The sequence below is a fragment of the Chryseolinea soli genome (genome assembly GCF_003589925.1).
GTDB lineage: Bacteria > Bacteroidota > Bacteroidia > Cytophagales > Cyclobacteriaceae > Chryseolinea > Chryseolinea soli.
This window is the reverse complement of sequence record NZ_CP032382.1, coordinates 5,818,304-5,844,345: the sequence shown is the minus strand read 5'-3', so window position 1 is coordinate 5,844,345 and position 26,042 is coordinate 5,818,304. Positions and strand designations below refer to the sequence as shown.

The following is a 26,042-nucleotide window of genomic DNA, read 5'->3' as shown; positions in this document are numbered from 1 at the left end:
TCACAACACCATGGCAAAACACATAATATTCTTTCACGGGAGCGGATCGGAAGAGGGCTATGATACGGATGCAAAACTTGTCGATTCCCTTAAATTGAAGCTAGGTTCTGGATATTCCGTTCACTATCCGCTACTGGTTAACAATGGAACACCGGACCTGGGGAGGCGCGAGCAGATCAGCAAGGAAATTTCCGCCAGTAAAGATGGCGTTATCCTGGTCGGCCACTCTTTCGGAGCTTCCATGCTACTGGCATGTCTTTCTGAACTGGAGATCAAAAGAAAGATCGCGGGTATTTTTCTTATCGGCACACCTTTTTGGAGCGGTGACCAAGATTGGGTTCAGGCGTTTAAACTCCAGCCAAATTTTGCCAAAAAAATCGACCAGAAAATTCCTTTGTTCCTTTATCAGTGTCTCGATGATGAAGAAGTCCCGTTTGGTCATTTCACTATTTATAAGCAGCAACTTCCCTGGGCTTCCTTCCGCGAAATTCCCGTTGGCGGGCATCAACTTAACAACGACCTCACCCTTGTCGCCAACGATATTAAGTCCCTATGAAAATAGAAGCGTATGCGGTAAAACAACCTGGTGGCAAAGCCGAGCCTTTTGCTTACGAAAGACGACTGGATAAAAATGAAGTGTTGGTAAAGATCTCCCATTGCGCGATCGCTACCGGCGACGTTCAGATGATGAACAACGCATGGGGCGATTCAAAATTTCCGCTGGTGGCCGGCCATGAAATTATCGGCACCATTGAACAAAGGGGTTCCGCTGTAGAACATCTGAAAAATGGAGATCGCGTTGGTGTAGGCTACCAGCTCGCGGCTTGTTTCCATTGTGAATTCTGTTGGGATGGCAACGAGCAATTTTGTCCCGAACAGAAAGTGATCGCCGTTGACTTCCCGGGTGGGCTTGCAAAGCATATTATTGTCGATGGAAGATTTGCCTTCAAGATCCCAAGAGAGCTCGATTCCGCAAAGGCAGCGCCGCTGTTGTCTTCAGGCCTGACGGTGTACGCTGCCATCGTGCGCGCGAACTTGCCTGAAAATTCCAAAACAGCCGTCCTGGGCATTGGTGGTCTCGGTCACCTGGCGATCCAATTTCTTCATAAGATGGGCCACGATGTTTCCGCATTTTCCCGCAGTCGTGAAAAAAGTGAGATGATCCGCACGCTCGGAGGTGAATTTGTGGATAGTTCAAACCTCAGTGCCAACACAGCGCTCACCAGGAAATTCGACTTTATCCTTTCCACATTAAATGTGAATTTTGATTTGAATGCCTATTTACAAATGCTGTCCCCTCAGGGCAAGCTTTGTGTCGTGGCGCAACCTTTGAATAAACTGCCGCTCAATATGGGATTGCTGTATGATTATGCCCAGCGGACGATCTATGGCAACTACACCGGGAGTCGCAAAGATATGACAAACATGTTGGCGTTTTCCGCGAAGCACAACATCCAGAGCATGGTAGAGGTCATGGCATTTTCCCAACTCAATGAAGCCATTGATCTCGTAAAAAAAGGAAAGGTTCCGATGAAAATGGTTTTACAAAATACAGATTGAAAATGCAGCCGCAGGAGAAAATAATAACGTGTTATAATGCTACAGCCGAAAGCTATGCAGCCACCCGCCTGGATGAGCTCTCTAAAAAACATTTTGATCGTTTGATCTTGAATGAGTTTGCACGGCTCCATAAAAATGCAGGTACCTGTGCTGACTTTGGTTGCGGACCTGGACAAACCACGAAATTTTTGTTTGACGCGGGGCTGGAGGACATCGTGGGTATTGATATTTCGCCGGGAATGGTGAATGTGGCCCGGGGCATTTTTCCATATCTCCGGTTCGAGACGGGGGACCTTCTTGGCCTACCCTACCCTGCAGATCACTTTGCGTCGGCGGTAGCCTTTTATGCCATTGTGCACTTTGACTATGATCAGATCGCCGAGGCCTTTAGAGAAGTAAATCGCGTTTTGAAAAAAGGTGCACATTTTCTATTCTCGTTTCATGTGGGAGAAGAGACGGTGCATTTTGATAAGGCAAACGATATTGATGTTGATATTGATTTGCACTTCTTGCAAACGGACCGTATACTAAACCTGCTTCGCGACAGTCATTTCAGAATAATTGATGCCGTGGAACGTCTCCCCTATCCGGATGCCGAGTATGCCACCAGACGGGCTTATGTGTGGGCTGAAAAGATATAGTTTGAGCAAATCGTCCAAGGAACGCATCTACCCTCTTCGTGGCATCTGTATTGATCCGCGGCACGCCATGATCCGATTTTCTTATGGCATAGGTCACATACGACTCTGTGGCCTATATCATCTTGTTGTTAACCGCATAAGAAAGCGCCTCTACAATCGTACCTACATTCAAACGATCGAAAATCTGCCTCCGGTAGTACTTCACGGTGTCGGGGGTGACCGATACTTTCTCTGCGATCTCATGGATTGACAGCCCTTGGGCGTGCAGATGCAGGACTTCAATTTCCCTTTTTGTAAGTTTGGGCTTTTCGGATTTACGCCAGGTTTTATCTTTTAAATCTAACTTCCAGAGGGCATCAGAGCCCTGCTTGTGTATGCAAATATTGCCCGGAGTTTTATGATGCGAAATAGATACTATACACATTGCCTTCCACATCTTCTTTTCCCGGGTAAGAAATAATGGCGTAAGTTTATGATTGATCAGGACCTTCTTGCCATCGCGATGGAGCAGGTGAAAATCGTACGTTATGCTGTATTGTATTTTTTCTTCGCCGGGTAAATTTTTAAAGAAATCAAATCCAGCTTCATTTATAACATGCAATAACGTCAAATCATCCTCAGGGACATTCTTGAAATAGAACTCATAACCGAGCGCCATTACTTCCGCAGGGGAATATCCGCATAAGAATAACGGATTTTCTGAAACGTATTCAAAAGCCATCGTTTCATAGTTGATGACATATACGCTTTCGTAGGTTAACCGGGCAAAAGCCTTTACGGCTTCCAAATAGTCATTCTGATGAAGGCGTTCATCGTCTGGTATTTTTCCCAGGTGATTCTTGGTGAGCAAGGTTGAGCTCCTATTATTTTTCATTCAAAACGGGGGAATTCAGAACAAATCTACACTAAAGTGTAGGCTTTGAAAACCGTTTTGTGCGGACTTTTGCGGATGAAGGCGTCTTTAAACGGAAATAGGATGCCCAGCCCAACTAACCTTATAACGCGATGAACTGTAGGAATTGCAATACGGCAATGACTGGCAATTTTTGCTCTCACTGTGGTCGACCCTTACAAATTGACAGAGTTGATTGGCATTATATCGTGCATGAAATTCAGCATGTCTTACATTTCGAGAAGGGTATCGTGTATACGGTGAAGGAACTCCTGCGTAAACCCGGACCAAGTGTTCATGCGTTTATCACCGTTGACAGAAGCAGGCTTGTGAAACCGGTACTGTTTCTCGTAGTAACCTCGCTGATCTATTCAACCATAGAACATTTCTTCCATATTGAACAAGGGTACATTGACATGAATGACACAAAAAATTCAGCCGTCAGTTTAATTTCCAACTGGGTTCAGAATCATTACGGCTATGCGAATATCATCATGGGCGTATTCATCGCCTTCTGGCTAAAACTCATTTATAGGGCGCACTACAATTTCTTTGAGATCTTAATTCTGTTATGCTTCGTCATGGGGATGGCGATGTTGATACTATCCGTTTTTGCGATTTTCGAAGGGTTAACGGGACTACACACCATGAAGCTATCGGGCGTTGTTGGAGTGCTCTATTGTTCCTGGGCCATCGGGCATTTTTTTGATAGAAAGCGAGTGGTCAGCTATTTAAAGGCACTTGCTTCCTACCTGTTAGGGATGGTCACATTTTCTGTTTCCGTGATCCTTTTAGGGCTTCTGGTCGATTTTATAAAACATTGAAGTGATGTTCAGGTGGATCGCACGCGCAGAATTTCCCGTTACAAATAAGACACCCACCATCGCTTGGTTTTTGTTTTGTAATGGCCATACCAACGGCACGGGTAATAGAGCGCGGCCATGAGCAGCAGCCATACAAAATAAGCCCGCAGCAAACCCGGGTGATATTCCGCGGGCCAATCCTTAGCCGGTGTAAAAGACAGGTTAACTCCCTTGCCGAATGCGAAGTAGGTCCACAAAAAGGATGTAACACTGATGAGTGCCAGGTGCGCTATAAAATAGAACAACGGCACCCGGCCATAGGTAATCAGAACTTGTTTAGCCCTGGCGGGAATTCGCTCGGCTTGTGTCAATAGTATGCATGCCACACCGAGGGTTACAGACAGGAATAAAAGTGATGGCGGAGATTTTGATACTTTGAGAAATGAAAGCAAAGTAAAAATCCCACCGCGTTCCTGAATGCTCCAGGGCGACGGGTCTCCGTAGAGGTTTAAAAACCTCAACACAAAAAAAAGGACCAGTGCTAAACCACCACTGCTTAGCAATAATTTATTCCGCGTTTCTGCCGGAGAGAAAAACCACGGACCGATAACATACCCCAGCAGCATCACACCAACCCAGGGAACAATCGTATAAGCGACTAAAATTGGCGGCTCGCCTATGAAGAACGGAGAGTTATGCAAAAAGGCCAACACCATGTTATCGGGCGATACTTTTTCCAGCATGGGCAGGGCATTGTGGCCGGCAATCATCGCCAACGCAAGACCTATCTGCAGCCAACGCGGCAGCCAGATGAGGGCCGCGAGCAGGATCATTGAACACCCGATCGTCCAGATAACTTCTAGCAGCGTTAGTTGATAGCCTTGTGTCAGTATAAAACTGATGATCAAAATCTCCACCGCGATCAGCCATAGCCCACGGGTGAAGAGATATACGCTTGTTTTTTTTAGATCCCCCTCCTTTTTGGAGTAGAGATAAATACTGATCCCTGAAAGGAAAATGAAAGTCGGAGCACACAGATGGGTGATCCAACGCGTGAAGAACAAAAGTACGGAGGTTTGCGTCACATCGTCCGGGCGATAGGCCGTGTAGCTAAAAAAATCGCGAACATGATCCAAGGCCATAATGATCATGATCAATCCCCTCACGATGTCGATGGATTCGAGACGATGGCTATTCTGGGAGCTTTCGATTGATTTTAGCATGCGCGAAGATAGTTGTTGCGGACCAAAAAGTGGTGCCATGGATTGGGGGATACATCGCCTGGAAAACAGACTATTCGACAAAAATAAATTTCGTCCATATATTTTGATTCGTCAAAACAAATTATATATTCGTTTTCGATAGCCATGCCGGTGGATGACATAACCCTTTTGATGTCCTTTTACCCGAAGATCTATTTTGCCTGCCATACACGGCACGTAAACGATCCGGTGAAAGGCGTGAAACTCACTGCCCATCAGGGTAGCGTGCTCGATCATTTGGATGGCGATGAGCCCCTGTCCTTGCAGGAGCTGGCGTTGCATTTAGGCGTGACTCCCTCAACGATGTCTATAGCGATTGAACGGCTGGTGAAACTCGGTTATGTGAAGCGCGAGAAGGATAAAACAGACTCCCGAAAGGTGCGACTGCTGTTAACTACACACGGACTGAAAGTCAAGCGAAGCAAGTCGGTGCTGGACCCTAAACTTGTCGAGTCGGTGCTGGCCAGACTCACCAAAGAGGAGCGCGCTGCTGCACTCCATGGACTTGGGCTGCTGGCATCCGCGGCGGAAATGGAGATGAAGAGCAAGAGTTTTGAAAAGGCGTGGGCAAAACGGAGCGACAAAAGAAAAAATCAATAAGTTATGAAGTGGATCATCATCATCTTATTTGCGATCGTAGTCGTTGTTGCCATCATTTTTTTGATCGGCTATTTCATGCCCATAAAACATCAGGCTACGGTGAGGCAAACGTTTAACGCCGTGGCGCCTTTGCAGCTCTGGCAAGTCATTACAACACCCAAGGACTATGCCCAATGGCGAAGGGACCTAAAAAACCTGGAAGTGATCGACGACCTGCACTGGAAAGAAACCTCGGAACACGGCGATGTCATCGCGTACGAGGGGCAAGTGATCAAAGAAACAGAAGTATTCATGACGAAGATCGCGACAAAGGGCTTGCCGTTTGGAGGCACCTGGACCTTTACGTTGAAGGCTGTTGACGGAGGCACCGAATTGACCATCACCGAAAATGGCGAAGTATATAATCCGCTCTTCCGGTTCATGTCCAAATTTGTTTTTGGACATGACGCGACGCTTAAAACGTATCTGAAAAACCTAAACCATCATTTAACAAAATAGGCGGTGGTGTTTTGAAATCTCCTTCGGGATCTTTGGTTTTTTCGAAGCGACACATTCCCCGCAAGCCATTTTTCTCGCACTCCTACCCTGCCGGATGGATGTCGTCCATCCGAAACTAGCCATTCACCCTTTCCCATTCTTGATCCTGATCAACATCCCATGCATCTCATCTGTCAACACATACAATTTTCCGCCCGGACTTTGTACCACTTTCCTCAATCTTTTTCTGTCATCGACAAACAACTCTTCAGCGCTTTTGATCCTATCGCCTTCGACCGTCATTCGCCACAGACTGCCCCGGGATAGACCAGCAACGAGCAGGTTGTTCTTCCACGCTGAAAATTCGTCGCCGGTATAGAACAACAATCCCGTGGGTGCCGCGGTGTGGAGCCATGACCATACCGGATCGGTGAATGTATCGTTGATCACCGGCGGCACATATTCACTGTGTCGGTACTTACCCGTGGTTTTAACAGGCCACCCATAGTTGGCGCGTGGCGTTAGAATATTTAGCTCATCTCCCTGAATCGTGCCGTGCTCGCTGAACCATATTTTGTTTGTAAGAGGATTATACGTAATGCCTTGTGCGGCCCGGATGCCCATAGCATATAATCCTGGAACAGCGCCCGGTCCGAAGTCGGGATTATCTTTGGGGATCGATCCGTCCGGATTGATGCGATAGATCTTACCCCGTTTGTCCTGGACGTTTTGCGCGATCGGCAAAGCGGGCTCATTTTTTTCATTGAACAGTCTTTCGCCAATGGTAAAATAAAGTTTACCATCGCCTCCGAAAGTCATTCCGCCGCCGTAGTGATGGCGTTCGAACGTATAAGGCGTTGCCACGAAAAGCGTCTGTATTTTTGTCAGCGAATTGTTTTCCAGCACTCCCCGGATAATTTTAGTGGCATTTCCCTTATCGTTTTGAGCGGCGTACGAAATGTATATGTATTTATTTTTGCTGAAGTCGGGGTCCAGGAGCACTTCAAACTTTCCCGTGTTGTCGCCGGGATGATAGAACTCAATGCTATCCGCCATATCGGAAGGAAATCCACTGATCCTGGTCCTTTCCTTATTGAGTAGGTTCACTTTGATCAAATCACCTTCCTTCTCGGCGATCAGCACTTCATCCTCCGACAAAAAGGCCATGCTCCACGGACGCCTTAATTCATCGACCACAATTTCCTTCTCCGGGCTGGGGCCAGGTTTCTCAACCATTTTATGCGGCGCGCTCGAAGAGATCTTATCAACAATGAACCATTGTTCGTCGACTTTCATCAGATTGAAATAGTCCGTGAATTTGTCCCTGGCGGTAATGATCTCTGTTTTTGCGCTGCCCGTGTTTCCCGTGATGTCGAGCGCTACAATTTGCGTGATCAGGTCTTTGTTCCTGGGGTGCAAGCGGTAAAGGCTCAGATACTTTGCCCGGTCCATCACCGTGAACTTGCCATCCCTGAAAAACTTTAATTGGCAGGAGTAGTGCATCGCCCGGCCGAGTTTGGCCGTGTCGCCGGTCGCCCATCCGTCGAAGTAAATTTGTATCAAGCCTTCCGCCACCATCCTTTCTGACGGTTGTGCGGTTTGACTGTAGGAAAGAACACTGCAGCTTACCATCAGAAATATGATCACTGCCGAAATCTTTGAGTATCTCATTTGCGGGGTTAGTTAACCCTGCAAATATGGGCCGTGAGGCATTTCAGGTGGTAGCGTTGCCTCGATTCCGTAGTACGGTTCTATAAAACCGTACTAAAAATGGGTTATACCATGATTTTTGGATGGTGAGTCTACATCATACCCTTACCGTGCCTTGCTGATACATCGCGGGGGTCATGCCCTTCAGCTTTTTGAATGCGGAAAAGAACGTCGATTTTGAGTTAAAGCCCACTTCCTCACCGATTGCTTCGATGGTTAAATTTTCGGCGGTCGACAAAATTCTGCAGGCTTCCTCGATCCGATACTCGTTGATGTAGAGCGTGAAGCTCTTACCCAGACTATCATTCAAAAGTTGCGAGAGTTGATGCGGTGATGCATTGATCTCCTGGGCAAGGTCGTGGAGCTTCAGGTTGGGATTTTTGAAGACCTTTTCTTCCGTCATGACCCGCTCCAGCCTGCTGAGCATCCGTTGTGCATCATCCGCTCCAATTTTCTTATTGGCATATTTGACCTGGACAGACGAAAACAGATCATCACGTCTTCTTCGGTGCAATAAAACGAGTCCACCCGCATATAACACAACCGAAAAAATGATGGCACCGCTGATGTACACGCCTTTCGAATGCCCCAACAAGGCCCACAGGTAGCAAATGAAAATCATCAGATTGATCGTCAACGTCGTGATTAGCCATATTTCAAAAGGCTTCCATGGGGATGGCTGCCCGATCTTTTTGATCACGTCTTTGAGCTCAACCACCGAGAGCAGCAGGCAGATGCCCCATTGTGTATAGATCAATTGAACAATGTATTTGTTCCACACTTCGGGATGTTGCTGATACGGAAAGATCAAGCCGACTGAGATAATGATGATCGACAACAACAAAATGCCCCCGATCCACCGGCGAGGCACTTTTTTGATCTGTTCTTTTTCGGACCGTATGTAATACCATACGAATGGGCCGATAAACCAGCACGCAGAAAGACCAATCTGCAAATAGATCTTGAGTAAGCTGGAATTGAAATAAAAAAGAACCGATTTCCCAATTCTGAGGCTGAGGGCTATGAATAAAGCACCGAGGAAGTAGTGGGATATTTTTCCTCTCCGTGAAAAGAAGAGAAAGTAGATCCCCAGCACTAAACCGTTAAATGCCCCTAGGGCACTAATAAAAAACAACGCTCCGTTACCCATGCCATTCGATTTTTTGATCCTGAATTTGACCGGGCAATCCCAATCAAACCGGTAGTTAAAATCAGCATTTTTAGTGATTCTTCAGGGTATGTGAGGAAATTATTGTGCTGCTGCATACGCCACTCGGGCATAACTCCCTGACTATCAGTTTTCGAAAGAACTAATGGTCGCTGAAGGACGAAAAGAATTCACAAACATCAAAAAAAAGCCCGGTGACAAAATTCTCACCGGGCTCTTGCTTAGTCTCTTACTTTTGCTGACCAAAGAAGTTGATAAGTTCTTTAGCATAAAGATCCGGTACTTCCAACGCTGCAAAGTGGCCACCTTTTTTCATCACCGAGAAGCTTGCGACGTTGGCCATTCGTTCGGCCCATGCTCTGGGAAACTGAGCTTCCTTAGGAAAGAGCGAGATTCCCGTGGGCACTTCAACCCGCTGCGAAGATTTTAAACCTCCCATATAACTGGCCCGTGCGTTTTCGGCGTAAACCCTGATGGAGGAATTGATCGACTGACTAACCCAATAGATCATGACGTTGGTGATCAACTCATCTTTTGTTAAACAATTCTCAATATTTCCATCGTGGTCGCTCCAGGCATAAAACTTCTCCATCATCCACGACGCGAGTCCCACGGGGCTGTCATTCAACGCGTAGCCCAGGGTCTGTGGTCTTGTGGACTGGATCATGTTGAATGCTCCTTCGGTAAAGAACCATTGCTGGATCTGCTGCCCGAAAGCTTGTTCTTCCGGGGTCATGGTGCTCCAGTCTTCGGTGCCGTTGGGATAACCAACATCGGTCAAATGAATGGCTTTTATGGTTTCCGGGTATTGTACCGCCATTGACTTGGTGACGACTGTTCCCATATCGCCTCCCGCGGCAAAATAGTTGGTGTAGCCCAGCACTTTTGTCATCAACTGGTTAAACAAATCCGCCACACGATCGACATTCAACGCCGTTTGTTGTGAAAAACCAAAGCCCGGTATCGAGGGAATGACAACATCGAAAGAAGCGTTGAGCAATGGAATAACTTTGAGAAAGCGATAGAAGGAGTCGGGCCATCCGTGGGTAAGTATAAGGGGTGAGGTCCCCTGCCCTTTTCCTTTGACATGTATATAGTGAATGGTCACACCATCGATATCAACTTTAAACTGCGGGTGTTTGTTGATCTCGGCTTCGTGCTTTCGCCAGTCATATTCATTTTGCCAGTACGTCACCAGGTCGCGCAAAAAGTCGGGGTTGGTACCATAGCTCCAGCCGGCATTTTCTGGTTCGTCCGTCCAACGGGTCTGCTTTAACCGTGTTGATAAATCGTTCAATACTTCCTGGGGCACTTCGATCTTAAAAGGTTTCATAGCTGTTTTTGTTTTTTGATAGATCAAAGCTAGGCACAGGGTTCCCCCTGCCATTGTAAAAAATTTACCTGGGAAAGACACGGGATTTAAGGATGTAACTACCTCATAATCAATGCAAATCAGGAAGGAAGCTTTAAAATCATATCGGACACCAGGCTGTTTTCCGCTATGGCCGCTTGGGAATTCACATAGTCGGTGGGACTGATCCCGGAGAAATGCGAGAAATCTTTGATGAGGTGAGCCTGATCATAATAGCCATAGCGATGAACAACCGAAAACCAATCGATCTTATTTTGTTGGTTTTGAACCTCTTTGATCACCAACTGGAAACGGTACAAGCGTTGAAGATATTTTGGGGAAAAGCCCGCATGTTTTTTAAGCAAGTGAATCACATGCTTTTGCGAGTAGCCGGACTTGTGAATTAACCAATCGATCGGCTTGTCAATGTTCTCATCAATAAACCGCACGATCTCATGTTCGGTACTATGATCCATCCGGTATTGTAAAAAGTAGTTTTCAATTAGGGCAAACATTTCCGAACTGCCGGAAGCATTGATAATCCTTTCATACAAGTGACTGAATGAGCGACCCAGCAGCGCCTCTGCTTCTATGCCCACATGATCAATAGCCGTTATCGGTATTTTGGTGAGGCAAAAAAAGCCCCCGGTGGTAAACCGGACACTGATGATCGTAGAATCCGTGTTGTTCTTGTAGAGGATGGCCTGTTTCTGCAATCCGGAAATCCACGCCCGCTTCACTTCATGTTTTTTTTGAAGGTTTCCTTCGGGATAAATGGTGTTGACGGTCTTATCATTCAGTTCGATCACCAGATTCACTCCACCATCCGGCAATTCTTTCAAATATGGAATGGGTAAAGATCCTTTCACATAAACCATGTGTTCGATAAAATTCGATAAAGGAAACTTCGGAGTGTGTTTGTGCACCTGCATACTTAACTTTTTGTACTTCAAAAAATCAGTTTAAGGAGTTACAATGTACGGAACTATCCGTTCAACCTTTGTTAAATTTTTGCGACAACGGGGGATCATACTTCGTTAACAGAACAGGCAATCCATCCCAAGCCAGGAACGACTCTTCCATCGGATCTAACCGGCCGTCTATCCCTTCCTGGGCGGCGTCTGGCGGATCAGGAAACACAAACCTGCCGGAACCGTAATCCTATACTATGAAATCACTCTCCCTCCTGATCCTGGTCTGTTGTGGCTTCATCACCTGGGGCCAGGCAAAAAAAAGTAGTATCCCTGCCAACTTTGTGAGGGACTACTACCAAGCCTATTCCAACACGCCCACCGCCGGACGGCTTTCGCCATTTTACGCGGATTCGGTTACTATTGACGACCCCACCTACGACTGGGTCGGAAAAACGAAGGAGCGCATTTTCCGGAATTTCGATCAGAACAACATCAACAATCACTATACGTGGAGAGTCGATCAGCAAATTGTACGGGGAGATACACTCGTAACCGAAGGCTTATTGGCCGCCCGGTATGCAGACGCTCCGTATGAGATGAGGTTTGTGAACATCTTTCATTTTAAAGATGGCAAGATCATCAAACAATATGACTACTACGACAACAAGGACTGGTATGCCGTAGTAGACGCCCACAACAAAAAGCGAAATCGGGAGACGGACGAAGCCACGTTAAGAAACCTGAAGCAAGTACAATGGCCAAAAGCCTACCGGGAGCAGGACACAGTGCTGCTCGACCGCATCCTGGCCGACGAATTTCAAATGATCGACTCCGATGGCGTTCCGTCCACCAAGAAGGACCAACTCGCCTACATCAAAACCCACAAGCCGACCTACCTCTCCTTCGAATTCAAGATCGAAAGGCTTGACCTCTTCGAAAACAATACCGCCGTTGTTTCGGGCACGGGCACCATCCGGGCGAAAGACAAGAAGGGATGGTATGATGTGCTCTATCAATCCTCCAATGTGCTCATCAAGCGAAACGGCGAATGGCGGGCGATCTCGTCGCATACCTCGGGGGACAAGATCGTGCGGAAGTAATTCTTATGCCGTCTTGCGACAAAGTTCTTTTCATATCTTTGGCAGCAAACCTGAGATAAAATGAAAACGATGACCTGTAAGCAATTGGGCGGAGCCTGCGCCCAGACCTTTACGGCAAACACCTTTGATGAGATCGCCATGATGGTGAGCAAGCACGCCCGTGAAAAGGTCCAGCAAGGAGATGCCGCGCATATTGAGGCGATGAATGCCATGCGAGCCAGCATGACTTCCCAAGACGCCATGACGGCCTGGATGGATGAAAAGCGGGAAATATTCAATAACACACCGGACGACAACGGATAAGGATCCCCTGTTATTTTGATCCCGGTTTTTTCCTCTCAGCCCTCACTCTCCCCTATCCATCTGTCGCGATATTTAGCAGTATCGCTATCGGTTTCCACATGCTTCCATAACAGTGCCGGCATTTCTTTTAAACTCAATGACCTAGGTTGAAGGAAAATCGCTATTGAACAAAGACTTTTTTTGGCAGCAAGCTGGAAATTTGAGTTATATTATATACATTTATAAATAATATAACCACCGAAGGAAATGATACGACTTGCTTCTTTCTTGATTGCCCTATTCATGGTGACGGCCAGCACCTGGGCACAAACGCCGGCATTTGACGCTGAAAAATATGTTCCTTCTTATGCCCTTACCATTCCACAGGGATGGGGTGTAGAGCGCATGGGTGTGCCGATAGACTTTGCTCCATCGATTCCTTACAAAGGCGTGGAAGATCTGCGCTTTGCTCCAGGTTGGTCGAACCCAAAAGCCAATGACTATTGGACGTATGCTTTTTTATGGCATCTCGAAGGCCGTCCGGAAAGTAATCCACAGACCATTGAAAAAAATCTAACAGCTTATTATAATGGACTGATTGGTCGGAACATTGAGAAACGAAAAATACCAAAAGAAAAGCTGGTACAAGTCAAGGTCAAGATAAAGCAAGCCGCCACCGACAAAGGAGATCTGCAAACCTACTCCGGCACCATCGATATGCTGGACTATATGGCGCAACTGCCGATAACACTGAATTGTGTCGTTCATATAAAGTTGTGTCCCCTGGAACAGAACAATACGTTCATGTTCTATGAAATATCACCCCGGCCGGCTGACAACAGCATCTGGAAAGAACTCAATAATTTGTGGACAACCTTTGAGTGTAGTAAGGCAACATCAAAATAGGTTTGCATGTGACCTCAATGAGAGGTCTAGCCTTTACGATCAATTTGCTGTTCGATACTCCATCGGCGACATGCCAACACGCTGCTTAAACAATCGCGTAAAGTGCTGTGGGTATTTGTATCCCATTTCGTAGGCTATTTCACTGATCGATTTACTCCGATCGAAGATCCTTTCTTTCGCCAGGTCGATCACTTTCGCTTGAATATAGTCCAAGGCCGATTTGCCTGTTTCCTTCTTGAGCATATCACCAAAATAATTGGACGATAGATTTAATTCTCCTGCACAATAGGCAACGGTGGGGAGCCCGAGCGTTTTGGGCAAATCGGATTCGAAGTATGCTTTGAGCAAAGATTCAAATCGCGTCAAAACATCCTTGTTCGCCGACTCGCGTGTCACAAACTGGCGTTCATAGAAACGAACGCAGTAATTTAGGAACAGTTCGATGTTACTGATGATCAGATTTCTGCTGTGCTTGTCGATGCTGCGCTCCAGTTCCTCCCTGATCTTTCGGAAACAGTCGAGTACGATCTGCCTTTCCCTTTCCGAAATATGCAACGCTTCTGTTGCGTCGTAAGAGAAGAATCCATACTCATCCATTTTTCGCCCCAGAGACGTTCCCTTTATTAGATCCGGGTGAAATACCAAGGCCCACCCGCTCGGCTGGACGGTGACGTCATCGGGCAAATCAAACCCAAACACTTGTCCCGGCGCCATGAATAACAAGGTCTCTTCCTGGTAGTCATATTTGTTTCTTCCGTATTGAAACTCTTCACACCGGAAATCCTTTAGGAAGATGACATAGATTTCCGTCAGGTACCGGTTGGCGGTGATGGGTTTGGATTTGGACTGATCCAGAACACTTACCAAGGGGTGCAATGTCTCCTGCCCCCTGCGCGAATTAAATTGAGCGACGCTGGTCAATTTCTCTATTTCCTTTTCCATAAGCCTTAGATGTGAGTCAAAAATACGAGAATTGTGCTCCAATCAGGCCATGCCCACTCCCGACCCGTAAAACTGGTATATCAATCCGTAAAACGGGTAAGCGTAGCCTTAAAAAAATAAGGGAAATTTGTGCAACACATTCAGTACCCGAATCGCATCCGTGCAGCCACTTGTATTTCGGGAAAATCTGTCGGATAAACCTATGCGTTATGAAAGCACTTGGAATAATCTCATTACTTCTCAGTCTGATATCGCTTCAAAGCAGTGGTCAGACCGCCAAATCCTTTGACCCCGCCGCCCTGCCAAAAGGGAACAAAGCCCCTGAATCATATTTCAAAGGTAATGTCTGGGTATATCCCCTAGCACAAGACTCACTGGCCTACTGGTCGATTGCCAAGGTCACTTTCGAAGCAGGCGCACATAGCAACTGGCACACCCATTCCGGGAAACAAGTGCTCGTGATCACCGAAGGAACCGGCTATCTTAAAGAGCATGGCAAATCATTACAAATACTAAAAAAAGGAGACGTCGTTACGATCCAACCCGGTGTGAAACACTGGCATGGTGCGACACCCGAAAGTGGTTTTGTTCAAGTGGTCATGAATCCGGAAATAAAGAACGGGGTCGTGACTTGGCTCGAACGGGTATCGGATGAAGAATATCAAAGCAAAGAATAAAGCGTTAAAGAACACAGACTCTTGAGAAATCAATAGCTGAGAAGGAAATCATAAATCATTAGAAATTACGCGCATGCAAAAAAAACTAACATCGGGCAAACGCAGTCTTCAATGCTTCGCGGTACTTGCGTTGGCATTTTTTTGTGGTTGTAAGCCCCGCGTTGACCAGGAGCGAACATGGGCCGTCTATAAGGCAGACGCTAACAGCTCCAACTACTCGCCACTGGATCAAATTAATGTCTCCAATGTCAGTCAACTAAAATCCGCGTGGACGTTTTCCATCAAGGATAAAATACCGGGAACCCGGCCCAGCCAGTGCAATCCAATTATTGTGGACGGTGTGTTATACGCGACATCGGCGGGTCAATCGGCTTATGCTGTGGATGCAGAAACCGGAGAGAAACGTTGGTCTTTCGATCCGTTCAACGGCGATGAGGGTGCCGAAGTAAATCGCGGCCTCACCTACTGGGAAAGCGGAGATGACCAACGCATACTATTTACAGCCAACAATACCCTGTTTGCACTGGATTCGCACACGGGCAAGCCGATCGCCTCCTTCGGAAAAAATGGAAAAGTGGATCTTCGTGTTGGCCTTCGCGATACCTCTGAAAATATTTTTGTAACCGCTACTTCCCCCGGCATCATCTACAAGGATCTTATCATTATGGGTTGCCGGGTTCCAGACGTCTATGGCGCTCAACCCGGCTACATCAGGGCATACCATTGCAAAACCGGTGAACTTGTCTGGACATTTCACACCATACCATTACCCGGCGAACCCGGTTATGAAACGTGGCCGAAAGATGCTTATAAAGTGGTGGGTGGCGCCAACAATTGGTCAGGAATGAGTCTGGACCTCCAGAGAGGCATGGTGTTTCTCGCGTTGGGTTCGCCCTCATACGATTTTTATGGTACGGACCGCAAAGGCACAAACCTCTATGGCAACTGCGTGCTGACCCTTGATGCATCCACGGGAAAACATGTGTGGCATTTTCAAACGGTGCATCACGACCTCTGGGATTACGATTTGCCTGCGCCACCAAACCTCGTGACCCTAAACCGTGATGGAAAGGCTATCGACGCTGTTGCCCAAATCACCAAACAGGGGTTTGTCTTTGTCTTCAACAGGGAAACCGGCGAGCCCTTATTTCCAATCGAGGAGAAAAAGGTGCCCGCATCAAATCTTCCCGGTGAAGAAGCATCTCCCACACAACCTTTTCCGGTCAAGCCGAAGCCTTTCGCCCGTCAGCGGATCACGGAAGCTGACTTGACGAATTATTCAAAAGCCAATCATGATTCACTGGTAAAAAAATTCAGATCACTGCGCTATGAAGGCTTGTACACCCCTCCCGATTTGAAAGGAACGCTGCAATTGCCGGGCACACGCGGTGGTGGAGAATGGGGCGGAGCAGCCTTTGATCCCGTTACTAATTTTCTATACATAAAATCAAACGATGCCCCGGACATTCAGACCATAACCAAAGGCGATCCAAAGCTTGCGTCAACCGAACATCCGACACCAAAAAAAGCGGTTAGTCAGTTGGAAACGATCGATCGATATGCAAGCGCTGACCAGTACCTTAACATCACCGGCTACATAACCTGGAAAGATCCGAGTGGCAATCCAGCCATCACGCCACCCTGGGGAACGCTAAGCGCGCTGAATTTGTCAACCGGCGAGTACGCCTGGCAGATACCGTTGGGTAACGACGATGCCCGGCAAGAGACAGGAGGACCAGAAACGGGCCAGGAAGGCAAAGCAGGTCCCGTCGTCACCGCCGGAGGCTTGATCTTCATCAGTGGAACAGATGACAAAAAGTTGCGAGCGCTTGACAAATCCACCGGCAAGCTACTTTGGAAAACAACGTTGCCCGCTTTAGCCAACGCAACGGCATGCACCTATCAAGTCAAAGGCAAGCAGTACATAGCGATCTCGGTCGGTGGGACACCCGATAATCCGTCTGGCTATATCATGGCATTTGCTTTACCCGACTAGCAAATAAATATTTTCAAGATGATCTCAAGATTACTAACCACCCTCCTATTCGCCGTCATGTTTTACAGCAATGTTTCCGCGCAGGATGAAAATAAGCAAATGGTCCGCCTGGCCAGACTAATTATCGATGCCAAGCAGTTGAAGCAGTACATAGCGATTTTGAAGGAAGAAGCTGAAGAGTCCGTGCGAATAGAACCCGGAGTGCTCACCTTGTTTGCTGTTCAAGAAAAGGATAATCCAACCCATTTCACGATCCTGGAAATCTACGCTGACTCTGCTGCCTACCGGTCGCATTTACAAACTCCACACTTTATTCGCTATAAAACGAGCACAAAGGACATGGTTAAGTCTCTCGAACTTGTTGAAACCACACCCCTGATTCCCAACATGAAAATCAAAGTGGATAGTGCAGCGATAAAGAAAAAAAAGCACTAAGCCAAGCTGCAAAAGCAAAGTCCTTTGATAAGAAAGCTTTTGCCTCTTCATCTAACATCACCGATAAAGGAGATTTGCAAATCTACTCCGGCACCATCGATCGACAACATTTGGAAAGTGCTTCAGAATTTGTGGATGACATTTGAGTGTAGAAAAGCAGCGTCAAAATAGGTTTGTAAAGGATTAAGGTCGCCGCTCCGATGCATACGGGCGCAGCGCATTAGAGACCTACTTTTAGCGCTGCGGCACGTAGAAACGTCTGCTGGTCGTGGCTGGAGGGCGATGCGGGATTCACAGAGACCTGGAACATTTCCCGGCACTGCCGCACCGTTTCCGCGTGGCCGGAACTCCCGCTGCAATAGGAGAGAATGATTCGGTCGGTCAGAAAGGATTGGAAGCTATTCACGGCGATGTGGTTCGTCGTATCTTTTGTTAGGAAGACCTGGAACCGGCTTTCAAGCAGCCCTTCTCTTTGATAAAATTCTTCGATATTGCGGATATTCCTGAGCGCTGGTAGTTTCGGTGCGAGTAGGTCCCATCTGTTTTCGATATCGGACAAAGCCTGCCCGTACGCGCGTTTCGTATTTACTTTGGCAATATACATCCTAACGAGCGCGGGGCCGCGTACCGGGCTTTTATCGTATTGATTGACCTTAAGCCACACCTCGGTGAACTGTTGACTTTCGAAGGTCAGTGACGAACTGAAGGCATTCAACGCGAATCCACTGCGAACAATCAGAATTCCGTCCTCGAGTTCTTTGGAAAAAATCTTGTCGGAGCCCACGTTCGTTTTTCTGGACTCCTTTTTAAAGCCAGAGGGTTTTACTTTTTGATACGTCACATCATAGACCGCTTTATCACTCTCTTTCCTGTCGATTTGAAAATTGCGGTCAAGAAGGTCGTCGTCTGTGAAATACGTATCGATATTCTTATTCAGAACAAGCTCCTCTCGATTGGGAACATCTGCCTTTAGTACGTACTTGCGCAATAATTCCAGCGCGATGTTGTAGTCATGCTGCCCGGACTTGTAATCTTTATTTTTTCTAAGGGCTGCGTCCTCTCCCGGCGACACCTGGTAATATTCGTACTCTTCCTTCAAAGGCGCTCCGAAGTCCAGCAGATCGCCCTGATACTGGGCGATATGACCCAGTTGCGTGACCTTCTTCCGTTGCACTTCGCCCTGATCAACCCAAACGATGAAAGTAGCGTTAGCCACACTTTCATGAAAAATAAAAAGCATTTGTGCGCCTGGAAACAGGTCCAGCAGCTTCGAGCGCAACGGAACGGCACCGATCCATATATTGCTTAGTGCATTCGAACTGATGATCGTGCAGTTATTCCATTCGCCCACAGCCACCTCTTCTTTCAGAATTGCATTAGCAAGCGTGATATTGGGCGGGCCTATCTTTAGCCTGTCATGGCTTGACCACGCTTTGTTCAGTTCGAGTTTGTCTAATAATTCACCGGCCGTAAGCCCAAGCGTTTGATTGATATAGATTGTGCTATCGTAGGTTGCCATTCAGCAGTTTGATTTGCGAGATATTTTATAGGTAACGTGGCATCACGAGCTGCGCAAGATCTTCTCCATCTTTCTACCTTTCGCCAACTCGTCTACCAACTTATCCAAATACCTGGCCTGCTGCGTCAATGGATCCTCGATTTCCTCCACGCGATACCCGCAGATGACCCCCGTGATGAGGCGTGCGTTGGGGTTTAGCGAAGCACGCTGGAAGAACGTTTCAAACGTTACCTTTTCTTTTATGAGCTCCTGCAGCTTCTTGTTATCGAAGCCTGTTAGCCACGTGATGACCTGATGCAGTTCCGCTTTGGTTCTGCCCTTCTTCTCTACCTTTGCAATATACAACGGATAGACTGCAGCGAAGGTCATTTTTGCGATACGTTGATTGTGGGTGTCCGAAGTGTTCATACCTTAAATTCTAGCGTGTTGTGTTTGTATTTGTAGAGAAACGCTATCATCGATGGAGAAGTTATTTCGATTGGCCCTTCTTATACAACTCCGTCTGTTTCTTTAACAGGAAGTTGTGGATGGCTTCCACGTCGGCTTCACTCAGCGAATTGCTAAAACTTGCCATTCCATTTTGCGATAGAATCCCTTTTAATAAAATATCATTAAACAATAAGTGCTTGGCTTCGGGTAATTTGGACAAGTCGGGATGCTGTGATAAATGACGGTCGCCAAACTTGCCGTGGCATATATCGCAATAGAAATTATAGAGATAAGTTCCACGCTCAATAAGGTCTTCCCGTATTTTCATCGTAGCCGGTGGCGCGGGTGTTTCCACTAATTTCCGTTTGGGGGGCAGCGGTGTTTCTCCTCCTCCCAGTTTAAACGCTATGATCCGGGCTTTGTTTTCATATTGATAGATGACCCCATCCGGCAAATAGCCGCTCGTCTCGGCGCCTCCGTAGGCAGCCATCACGGCAACATATTGTTCGCCGTCTATGCTATAGGTTGTGGGGGCAGCCATGATTCCATTACCCGTAAAAATAGATTTCAGCTTCTCTCCGGTTTTCGCGTTGTGTACATTGAAATAGCCAGTCCGGGTTCCCTGGAATACTAATTCAGGCGTCGACATGGTTCCTCCGTCGGGACCACCGTCCGGAAACTTCCAGGCAACTTTTTGGGTGATGGGATTCCAGGCCAATAAATTCTCTGCGCGAACGGTGTCTTCCGCGCTTTTCACCTGGTCAAGAACGTGCTTTCGAAATTTATACATCTCGGCATAATCCAGGTTTGTATTGTCCACATCGGGCAGCCATTCGTAGGTGTCGAAGGTTTTGAACACCTGGGGCACGGAGCGCTCCGGTATGTAAACCAAACCGGTGTTTGGATTGTAGGACATCGGTTGCCACACATGTCCCCCACCCAGATACGGCACCACAAGTTTTGGTTTGTCCTTGTACCATTGTCCCTGTTCTGTTAATACCGGTCTTCCCGTCTTCAAGTCAACATGACTGGCCCAATTGACCCGGGTGTATTTTTCCGCCGAAATAAGTTCTCCCGTGGCGCGATCCAACACATAGAAAAAACCATTCTTGGGCGCCTGCATCAAAACTTTCCGGGGCTTGCCGGCGAGTTCAACATCGGCCAACACAATATTTTGAGTAGCGGTATAATCCCAGATCTCTCCCGGGGTGGTTTGATAATGCCAAACCAATTTTCCCGTGTCAGGATTGATGGCGAGTATGCAAGCCAGAAATAGATTGTCGCCGCCGGAAGGGCTTCTAAACCAGATCGGGTATGGGGCTGCATTGCCCGTTCCCACATAAAGCAAATTAAGTTCAGGGTCGTAAGCCGATTCGCCCCACACCGTTCCTCCGCCTCCACTTTGCCAATGCGATTTTGGATCCCAGGTCTTAGCGGCCATTTCCATTTCAGCGCTTTCGTGTCCGTTCGCCGGATCGCCGGGTACGATGAAGAAGCGCCATTTTTGTTCCCCGGTTTTCAGATCGTAGGCGGTAATATAACCGCGCACGCCAAACTCAGAACCGGAATTGCCGATCATCACGATATGGCCCGCCACTTGCGGGGGGCTGGTGATCGTGTAGGCCTTCGTTCTGTCGGTAAACGTATCGACGTTCCAGAGTACTTTACCATCCTGCGCATCGAGGCAAACGAGAAATCCGTCGAGCGTGCCCACATAAACTTTTCCTTCCCAAACGGCGACACCACGGTTCACCACATCGCAACACGAACGGCGAACGTAAGCAGGATCTACTTTGGGTTTGAATGTCCAAAGCTCTTTTCCGGTTTTAGCATCCAACGCATAGACGGCTCCCCATGACCCAGCGGTATACATGATCCCATCCGCGACAATGGGTGTGGCCTCGAGACCTCGCGGCACATTGCCGATGTGTGAACGGGCATCATACTCCCAGGCAAACCCCAAGTCCTTTACATTTCCTGAATTGATCTGATCCAGCGGAGAGTAATGCTGCATGTCTTGATTGCCGCCGGTGGTCAACCAATCGGCGGCCTGGCGGTTTTGTAGACGATCCTGATCAATCCACCCTTTGGGTTTTTCGTTTTGGCAACTGAAGATGATAACGAAAAGCAACAGGAAGTACCATTTGTTTTTCACAGGCGTGGAGTTGAGTTTAGTGAAGATAATATAATATCTGAAGTTTATCCAAATTTGCGGATCGCGATGGCAGCGCTATCGATTGAGTACCGTTCCACTCACCTCCCTGCCCTCCTATTTCTACGCTCCGATCATTTTGTACCATTCTTTTAATTTCATTAACTTCAAAAAAATTCAACTCCTTCATCATGGCAACATACCAACTCATCGTCAACGGTGAAAACCGTGAGGTGGAAGCCGTTCCCAATACGCCTCTCCTTTGGGTCCTTCGCGATAACCTCAGTCTTACAGGAACAAAATACGGCTGTGGCATGGCCCAATGCGGAGCCTGCACAGTACACCTCGATGGTACTGCGGTCCGGTCATGCTCGACGCCGGTTTCCACGATCGGAAATAAGAAAGTGACCACCATCGAAGGGATCTCGTCCGAAGAAAAAGTTCACCCGGTGCAGCAAGCCTGGATGGATGAGAATGTTCCCCAATGCGGGTATTGCCAAAGCGGTCAGATCATGTCGGCCGTTGCACTGCTGTCAAAAAATCCAGCACCGAACGACAAGGATATTGAAACCGCCATGTCGGGCAATATTTGCCGGTGCGGCACCTACGAACGGATCCGGAAAGCCATTAAGCGGGCCTCTAACACAGCAGCAAAATGAAAACAGAAATAAACGAGTCCAAAATATTTAAAGTCAGCCGCCGCGACTTTTTGAAATCCACTTCCATGAGCATGTCGGGATTGTTGCTGGGCCTCAGCTTCAGTTGTTCGGACACCTCCAAAAAACTCACGGGCAATCCTGACTTTGTATTTTCGCCAAGCCTGTTCATCAGCCTCAACGGCAATGGCGATGTTACGCTCATTGCCCACCGGTCTGAAATGGGAACAGGGATACGGACCAGTCTTCCCCTGGTCATGGCCGATGAAATGGAGGCCGACTGGAGCCGGGTGAAGGTGGTGCAGGCGGTCGGCGATGAGAAATACGGCGATCAAAATACAGACGGTTCCTATAGCGTGCGCATGTTTTTCACGCCCCTGCGGAAGGCGGGTGCCACGGTGCGCCTATTGCTGGAACAGGCTGCCGCAAAAGAGTGGGGCGTTGACGTATCGGAGTGCAAGGCACAAAATCACGAGGTAGTTCATACCTCCGGAAAATCGCTTGGCTTCGGATACCTCGCGGAGAAAGCCGCGGCATTGCCCATCCCCGAAGAAAGCAAGATCACGCTGAAATCGCCAAAAGATTTCAAGTACATATCAAAACAAAGTTCCATTGTTGATTTGAAGGCCATTGTCACGGGCAAAGCAAAGTTCGGTTTCGACAACAATCATCTTCCGAACACAAAAATTGCCGTGATCAAGCGCAACCCTGAACCCGGCGCGGGGCTGAAGTCTTTTAAAGCCGATAAGGCGATGGAAGTGCCGGGCGTCATAAAAATTTTCACGTTGGACCCGCCGGGCTTTCCTACCACATTAAATAAACCCCTCGGCGGCGTCGTGGTCGTTGCCGAAAACACCTGGGCCGCGTTGGAAGGCCGCAAAGCGCTCGACGTTACCTGGAACAAAGGCACGAACGCAGACTACAACTCCCACACCTACAATGGCGACATGCTGCAACGCGCCAAGACAAAAGGGAAAGTAAGAAGAGAAAACGGACAAGTCGAGAGTGCCCTGAAGAACGCAAAAAAAGTAATCGAAGTCGACTATATGGTCCCGCTGCTTTCGCATGCTCCGATGGAAACACCTTGTGCATTGGCCCACGTACACGACAACGTATGCGAGGTCTGGGCTCCCGTGCAGGATCCACAAGGGGCGAGGAAAGCGTTGGCAGAAGCCTTGAAGCTGGATCCAAAAGCAGTGACGGTTAACGTTACGCTTCTAGGCGGCGCCTTTGGCCGCAAGTCAAAACCGGATTTCGTGGTGGAAGCCGCCCTGATCTCCAAAACGATGGGCACTCCCGTAAAAATATTGTGGACACGGGAAGACGACATTCAGCATGATTTCTATCACTTCCCGGCGGCCCAGCATTTGAAAGTGGGCATCGATGAAAACAGCAAAGTCACCTCCTGGCTGCACCGGTCTGTGTTCCCTCCCATTGACGGAACCTCGGACAGCAAGGCCAAAGAGGCCAGCGGTGCGGAGTTGAGCATGGGGATGATCGACATGCCCTATGCCATCGACAACGTCTGCTGCGAAACCCAGCAAGCCACCGTCAAGACACGCATTGGGTGGCTGAGGTCTGTCGCCAACATCCATCATGCCTACGCGGTAGGCTGTACGTTGGACGAGGTGGCGCATGCCCGGGGTGTTGATCCGATTCAAAACACCCTCGACCTGCTCGGAAGCGACCGCTCCATCGACTTCAGTGCGCTTACGTCAGAGTTCTGGAATTACGGCGAAAAACTGGAAGACTTCCCCTGGAGCACGGCACGCTTTCGAAAGGTGATTGAAACGGCAAAGGAAAAATCAAATTGGGGAAAAACTCTTCCCAAAGGAAGTGGCCAGGGCTTCGCTGCGCATAGAAGTTTTCTCACCTATGTGGCTTGCGTAGTCGAGGTCACCGTTGATGCCAATAACAAGATCAGGATCCCCAAGGTAGACTATGTGGTGGACTGTGGCATTCCGGTGAACCCGGAGCGGATCAAAGCACAGTTTGAGGGAGGCGCAGCGTTTGCCGCGAGTCTTGCCTTGAAAAGTGAAATTACGGTAACCGGGGGAGCCGTTCAGCAATCCAATTTCCATAACTACCAGGTTGCCCGAATGACGGATGCACCCTTCGAGACCGCCGTTCATCTTATAGAAAGCAACGAGAAGCCTACCGGCGTAGGCGAGCCGCCCGTGCCTCCCCTCATACCGGCACTCTGCAATGCTATTTTTGCAGCAACCGGAAAACGGATCAGGCAGTTACCGGTAAGGCTAGCCTAATAAATTAATCGTGGATTCCCCATACGGCCAGATCATTCGGTAACGGATGATCTGGCCGTGCGGGAAGTCGCTCTATACAGGACCTGCGAAACAGATCTCGCACAGATCACGCCCAAACAATAAGCTCCATTCTGCGCTGCACTCGCTCGTTGCCTCCTGCTTTCGAAAAGCCGGGCCTAAAATCTCAATCTGCTATCCCTATATTCCGTCAAAAGCGTCGCTGCCTGGCGTTTGAAATTATCATAAATCACTGAAAAACAGAGTATTACAACAATAGCCAACATAAAGCCCAACCACCCGGCTAGAATCAACACCGGAGTAATAATTGTCAATACTTTGATTTTTTAGTTGAAAAAACTCTCACTAACCTTATGGTTGGCTTTTATCATACCCCTATGAACCAGGAACCTACCAGTCCGTTCGTTACCAAAGTCTTGTTGCGACAATCGATCGGCTCTGTGCGATTGGTGATCGCGTTGTTTACCGTTACCGCCGCCGTGACCAAACTGCTTTATGATCGCTTTCTACCGGGCCTCACCGATTTGGATGAAGTGCGCTGGACGATCATCGGACTGGGATCCCTAGCTTTTGTTGCTACCTATTTCAGGTTTAAGCGAGGCATCGTGCTTTCCTACTTTTCCCTTTTCCTGTATCTGTCTACGCTCTTTTATGTCATCGCGTTTGTGCTGATCAATCGATTCGATCCCAATGCCGTTATTATTTTGATCTTGGTGGTGGGCGCCAGTTCGGTCATTATCAACAGTCTGTTCTACTACGGGGTACAGAGTGTTATCATCGTGCTGGCCTCTATGTTTGCGTATCCGGGTACGGATTTGAGCAATGGGAATTTGATGGCTTTCTTAAATTTGATCATCGCCCTCGGTGTCTTCGGCATTGTGATCACCGTCCGGCTGAAACTTATTTCGAGTGTAAAAAAATCGCATTCCAATCTCGAAAAGCTCAACGTCCTTTCCATTGTTGCGAACAAGGCGGGTGAAATTGTTTTTGTCAGTCCTTCCGTACAAAATCTTCTGGGCTACGACCCGAAAGAGTTGGTGAAGGACGGTTGGTGGAGTTCACAGAATTTGCGGGACGGATGGATCAGCCGCGATTACATTTTGAATTATCCGAACATTCTTCCAAAGGAGATCGCGTCGATGGAAACCAGTCTATCTACAAAAGATGGAAAGAAGGTATGGTTCAGTTGGGTGAATTCGATGTTGCCCAATGGGAACTATGTGGGGGTTGCTTTGGACATTACGAAGTATAAGAATAGCTGATTAGACAAATTAAAACCCTCGCCCTA

25 protein-coding genes are annotated in these 26,042 nt (G+C 47.9%); 15 read left to right on the top strand and 10 right to left on the bottom strand.

All coding sequences use genetic code 11. From position 1 onward, the window contains the following. The first annotated feature begins 10 nt into the window (after window positions 1–10). The 3 genes from D4L85_RS24555 to D4L85_RS24545 are packed head-to-tail and all read left to right on the top strand — an operon-like array spanning window position 11 to window position 2,201. Window positions 11–556, top strand: coding sequence for a DUF726 domain-containing protein (locus tag D4L85_RS24555; protein WP_119756796.1), 546 nt, complete (start codon window positions 11–13; stop codon window positions 554–556). Further along, window positions 553–1,560, top strand: coding sequence for an NAD(P)-dependent alcohol dehydrogenase (locus tag D4L85_RS24550; RefSeq protein ID WP_119756795.1), 1,008 nt, complete (start codon window positions 553–555; stop codon window positions 1,558–1,560). Before D4L85_RS24555 ends, D4L85_RS24550 begins: the two co-directional genes overlap by 4 nt. Before the next feature lie 2 nt (window positions 1,561–1,562). Continuing rightward, the gene (locus tag D4L85_RS24545) at window positions 1,563–2,201 is read left to right on the top strand and encodes a class I SAM-dependent methyltransferase (protein ID WP_119756794.1); all 639 of its coding nucleotides are present in this window, start codon (window positions 1,563–1,565) and stop codon (window positions 2,199–2,201) included. A gap of 112 nt (window positions 2,202–2,313) precedes the next feature. Here the strand turns inward: D4L85_RS24545 and D4L85_RS24540 are convergent, their stop codons facing one another. Beyond that, the gene (locus tag D4L85_RS24540; RefSeq protein ID WP_228450616.1) at window positions 2,314–3,051 is read right to left on the bottom strand and encodes a response regulator transcription factor; all 738 of its coding nucleotides are present in this window, start codon (window positions 3,049–3,051) and stop codon (window positions 2,314–2,316) included. Between the two features lie 302 nt (window positions 3,052–3,353). On the opposite strand from D4L85_RS24540, the gene D4L85_RS24535 reads away from it, so the two are divergent. Then, window positions 3,354–3,917, top strand: a complete 564-nt coding sequence (locus D4L85_RS24535) for a DUF3667 domain-containing protein (protein ID WP_236849087.1) — start codon at window positions 3,354–3,356, stop codon at window positions 3,915–3,917. A 38-nt stretch (window positions 3,918–3,955) separates the two neighbouring features. Here the strand turns inward: D4L85_RS24535 and D4L85_RS24530 are convergent, their stop codons facing one another. Further along, a complete protein-coding gene (locus tag D4L85_RS24530; RefSeq protein ID WP_160143975.1) occupies window positions 3,956–5,119 on the bottom strand; it encodes an acetyltransferase domain-containing protein in 1,164 nt (387 codons plus the stop codon). A 171-nt stretch (window positions 5,120–5,290) separates the two neighbouring features. Here D4L85_RS24530 and D4L85_RS24525 point away from each other — a divergent pair, with 171 nt between their 5' ends. Together D4L85_RS24525 and D4L85_RS24520 are read left to right on the top strand one after the other, a co-directional pair. Beyond that, window positions 5,291–5,758: a MarR family winged helix-turn-helix transcriptional regulator gene (locus tag D4L85_RS24525; protein WP_160143974.1), complete on the top strand. Its 468-nt coding sequence runs from the start codon at window positions 5,291–5,293 to the stop codon at window positions 5,756–5,758. Window positions 5,759–5,761: 3 nt separating this feature from the next. After that, window positions 5,762–6,256 carry an LIC10604 family protein gene (locus D4L85_RS24520; RefSeq protein ID WP_119756789.1) on the top strand — a complete coding sequence of 165 codons (495 nt, stop codon included), beginning with the start codon at window positions 5,762–5,764 and terminating at the stop codon, window positions 6,254–6,256. A 123-nt stretch (window positions 6,257–6,379) separates the two neighbouring features. Here the strand turns inward: D4L85_RS24520 and D4L85_RS24515 are convergent, their stop codons facing one another. The 4 genes from D4L85_RS24515 to D4L85_RS24500 form a co-directional block, all read right to left on the bottom strand. After that, on the bottom strand, window positions 6,380–7,906 hold the full coding sequence (locus D4L85_RS24515) for a PQQ-dependent sugar dehydrogenase (protein WP_228450612.1): 1,527 nt from the start codon (window positions 7,904–7,906) through the stop codon (window positions 6,380–6,382). A 136-nt stretch (window positions 7,907–8,042) separates the two neighbouring features. Next, on the bottom strand, window positions 8,043–9,095 hold the full coding sequence (locus tag D4L85_RS24510; protein WP_119756788.1) for a helix-turn-helix domain-containing protein: 1,053 nt from the start codon (window positions 9,093–9,095) through the stop codon (window positions 8,043–8,045). 247 nt (window positions 9,096–9,342) lie between these two features. Further along, window positions 9,343–10,446, bottom strand: a complete 1,104-nt coding sequence (locus D4L85_RS24505) for an epoxide hydrolase family protein (protein WP_119758926.1) — start codon at window positions 10,444–10,446, stop codon at window positions 9,343–9,345. Between the two features lie 119 nt (window positions 10,447–10,565). Then, entirely contained in the window at window positions 10,566–11,333 is a 768-nt protein-coding gene (locus D4L85_RS24500) for a helix-turn-helix domain-containing protein (RefSeq protein WP_160143973.1), read from the bottom strand. Window positions 11,334–11,632: 299 nt separating this feature from the next. Here D4L85_RS24500 and D4L85_RS24495 point away from each other — a divergent pair, with 299 nt between their 5' ends. The 3 genes from D4L85_RS24495 to D4L85_RS24485 all read left to right on the top strand — a co-directional run bounded on the left by D4L85_RS24495 (window position 11,633) and on the right by D4L85_RS24485 (window position 13,666). Continuing rightward, a complete protein-coding gene (locus tag D4L85_RS24495) occupies window positions 11,633–12,478 on the top strand; it encodes a nuclear transport factor 2 family protein (RefSeq protein WP_119756786.1) in 846 nt (281 codons plus the stop codon). A gap of 60 nt (window positions 12,479–12,538) precedes the next feature. After that, window positions 12,539–12,781, top strand: coding sequence for a DUF1059 domain-containing protein (locus D4L85_RS24490; protein ID WP_119756785.1), 243 nt, complete (start codon window positions 12,539–12,541; stop codon window positions 12,779–12,781). A gap of 246 nt (window positions 12,782–13,027) precedes the next feature. Continuing rightward, window positions 13,028–13,666, top strand: a complete 639-nt coding sequence (locus D4L85_RS24485) for a hypothetical protein (protein WP_119756784.1) — start codon at window positions 13,028–13,030, stop codon at window positions 13,664–13,666. Between the two features lie 39 nt (window positions 13,667–13,705). Here the strand turns inward: D4L85_RS24485 and D4L85_RS24480 are convergent, their stop codons facing one another. Next, a complete protein-coding gene (locus D4L85_RS24480; RefSeq protein ID WP_119756783.1) occupies window positions 13,706–14,608 on the bottom strand; it encodes a helix-turn-helix domain-containing protein in 903 nt (300 codons plus the stop codon). 209 nt (window positions 14,609–14,817) lie between these two features. On the opposite strand from D4L85_RS24480, the gene D4L85_RS24475 reads away from it, so the two are divergent. The 3 genes from D4L85_RS24475 (at window position 14,818) to D4L85_RS24465 (ending at window position 17,716) form a co-directional block, all read left to right on the top strand. Continuing rightward, window positions 14,818–15,285: a cupin domain-containing protein gene (locus D4L85_RS24475; protein WP_119756782.1), complete on the top strand. Its 468-nt coding sequence runs from the start codon at window positions 14,818–14,820 to the stop codon at window positions 15,283–15,285. Window positions 15,286–15,358: 73 nt separating this feature from the next. Beyond that, window positions 15,359–17,281: a pyrroloquinoline quinone-dependent dehydrogenase gene (locus tag D4L85_RS24470; protein WP_119756781.1), complete on the top strand. Its 1,923-nt coding sequence runs from the start codon at window positions 15,359–15,361 to the stop codon at window positions 17,279–17,281. Window positions 17,282–17,299: 18 nt separating this feature from the next. Beyond that, a complete protein-coding gene (locus D4L85_RS24465; protein WP_119756780.1) occupies window positions 17,300–17,716 on the top strand; it encodes a putative quinol monooxygenase in 417 nt (138 codons plus the stop codon). Between the two features lie 220 nt (window positions 17,717–17,936). On the opposite strand, the gene D4L85_RS24460 is transcribed toward D4L85_RS24465, so the two are convergent. The 3 genes from D4L85_RS24460 to D4L85_RS24450 form a co-directional block, all read right to left on the bottom strand. Beyond that, window positions 17,937–19,235 carry a hypothetical protein gene (locus D4L85_RS24460; RefSeq protein ID WP_119756779.1) on the bottom strand — a complete coding sequence of 433 codons (1,299 nt, stop codon included), beginning with the start codon at window positions 19,233–19,235 and terminating at the stop codon, window positions 17,937–17,939. A gap of 42 nt (window positions 19,236–19,277) precedes the next feature. Continuing rightward, window positions 19,278–19,643, bottom strand: coding sequence for a DUF2200 domain-containing protein (locus tag D4L85_RS24455; protein ID WP_119756778.1), 366 nt, complete (start codon window positions 19,641–19,643; stop codon window positions 19,278–19,280). Between the two features lie 61 nt (window positions 19,644–19,704). Beyond that, entirely contained in the window at window positions 19,705–21,819 is a 2,115-nt protein-coding gene (locus D4L85_RS24450; RefSeq protein WP_119756777.1) for a PQQ-dependent dehydrogenase, methanol/ethanol family, read from the bottom strand. Window positions 21,820–22,007: 188 nt separating this feature from the next. On the opposite strand from D4L85_RS24450, the gene D4L85_RS24445 reads away from it, so the two are divergent. The 3 genes from D4L85_RS24445 (at window position 22,008) to D4L85_RS24435 (ending at window position 26,016) form a co-directional block, all read left to right on the top strand. After that, on the top strand, window positions 22,008–22,475 hold the full coding sequence (locus tag D4L85_RS24445; RefSeq protein WP_119756776.1) for a (2Fe-2S)-binding protein: 468 nt from the start codon (window positions 22,008–22,010) through the stop codon (window positions 22,473–22,475). After that, on the top strand, window positions 22,472–24,736 hold the full coding sequence (locus tag D4L85_RS24440) for a xanthine dehydrogenase family protein molybdopterin-binding subunit (protein ID WP_119756775.1): 2,265 nt from the start codon (window positions 22,472–22,474) through the stop codon (window positions 24,734–24,736). The genes D4L85_RS24445 and D4L85_RS24440 overlap by 4 nt, the downstream gene beginning before the upstream one ends. A gap of 395 nt (window positions 24,737–25,131) precedes the next feature. After that, window positions 25,132–26,016, top strand: coding sequence for a PAS domain S-box protein (locus tag D4L85_RS24435; protein WP_160143972.1), 885 nt, complete (start codon window positions 25,132–25,134; stop codon window positions 26,014–26,016). Window positions 26,017–26,042 lie beyond the last annotated feature (26 nt).

Excerpts from the sequence above, each read along its gene's own strand:
- D4L85_RS24520 (WP_119756789.1), top strand. The coding sequence starts at position 5,762 with ATGAAGTGGATCATCATCATCTTATTTGCGATCGTAGTCGTTGTTGCC.
- D4L85_RS24465 (WP_119756780.1), top strand. The coding sequence starts at position 17,300 with ATGATCTCAAGATTACTAACCACCCTCCTATTCGCCGTCATGTTTTAC.
- D4L85_RS24470 (WP_119756781.1), top strand. The coding sequence starts at position 15,359 with ATGCAAAAAAAACTAACATCGGGCAAACGCAGTCTTCAATGCTTCGCG.
- D4L85_RS24530 (WP_160143975.1), bottom strand. The coding sequence starts at position 5,119 with ATGCTAAAATCAATCGAAAGCTCCCAGAATAGCCATCGTCTCGAATCC.
- D4L85_RS24555 (WP_119756796.1), top strand. The coding sequence starts at position 11 with ATGGCAAAACACATAATATTCTTTCACGGGAGCGGATCGGAAGAGGGC.
- D4L85_RS24460 (WP_119756779.1), bottom strand. The coding sequence starts at position 19,235 with ATGGCAACCTACGATAGCACAATCTATATCAATCAAACGCTTGGGCTT.
- D4L85_RS24480 (WP_119756783.1), bottom strand. The coding sequence starts at position 14,608 with ATGGAAAAGGAAATAGAGAAATTGACCAGCGTCGCTCAATTTAATTCG.
- D4L85_RS24505 (WP_119758926.1), bottom strand. The coding sequence starts at position 10,446 with ATGAAACCTTTTAAGATCGAAGTGCCCCAGGAAGTATTGAACGATTTA.
- D4L85_RS24515 (WP_228450612.1), bottom strand. The coding sequence starts at position 7,906 with ATGAGATACTCAAAGATTTCGGCAGTGATCATATTTCTGATGGTAAGC.
- D4L85_RS24485 (WP_119756784.1), top strand. The coding sequence starts at position 13,028 with ATGATACGACTTGCTTCTTTCTTGATTGCCCTATTCATGGTGACGGCC.
- D4L85_RS24435 (WP_160143972.1), top strand. The coding sequence starts at position 25,132 with ATGAACCAGGAACCTACCAGTCCGTTCGTTACCAAAGTCTTGTTGCGA.
- D4L85_RS24550 (WP_119756795.1), top strand. The coding sequence starts at position 553 with ATGAAAATAGAAGCGTATGCGGTAAAACAACCTGGTGGCAAAGCCGAG.
- D4L85_RS24510 (WP_119756788.1), bottom strand. The coding sequence starts at position 9,095 with ATGGGTAACGGAGCGTTGTTTTTTATTAGTGCCCTAGGGGCATTTAAC.
- D4L85_RS24525 (WP_160143974.1), top strand. The coding sequence starts at position 5,291 with ATGTCCTTTTACCCGAAGATCTATTTTGCCTGCCATACACGGCACGTA.
- D4L85_RS24495 (WP_119756786.1), top strand. The coding sequence starts at position 11,633 with ATGAAATCACTCTCCCTCCTGATCCTGGTCTGTTGTGGCTTCATCACC.
- D4L85_RS24445 (WP_119756776.1), top strand. The coding sequence starts at position 22,008 with ATGGCAACATACCAACTCATCGTCAACGGTGAAAACCGTGAGGTGGAA.
- D4L85_RS24490 (WP_119756785.1), top strand. The coding sequence starts at position 12,539 with ATGAAAACGATGACCTGTAAGCAATTGGGCGGAGCCTGCGCCCAGACC.
- D4L85_RS24545 (WP_119756794.1), top strand. The coding sequence starts at position 1,563 with ATGCAGCCGCAGGAGAAAATAATAACGTGTTATAATGCTACAGCCGAA.
- D4L85_RS24440 (WP_119756775.1), top strand. The coding sequence starts at position 22,472 with ATGAAAACAGAAATAAACGAGTCCAAAATATTTAAAGTCAGCCGCCGC.
- D4L85_RS24475 (WP_119756782.1), top strand. The coding sequence starts at position 14,818 with ATGAAAGCACTTGGAATAATCTCATTACTTCTCAGTCTGATATCGCTT.
- D4L85_RS24455 (WP_119756778.1), bottom strand. The coding sequence starts at position 19,643 with ATGAACACTTCGGACACCCACAATCAACGTATCGCAAAAATGACCTTC.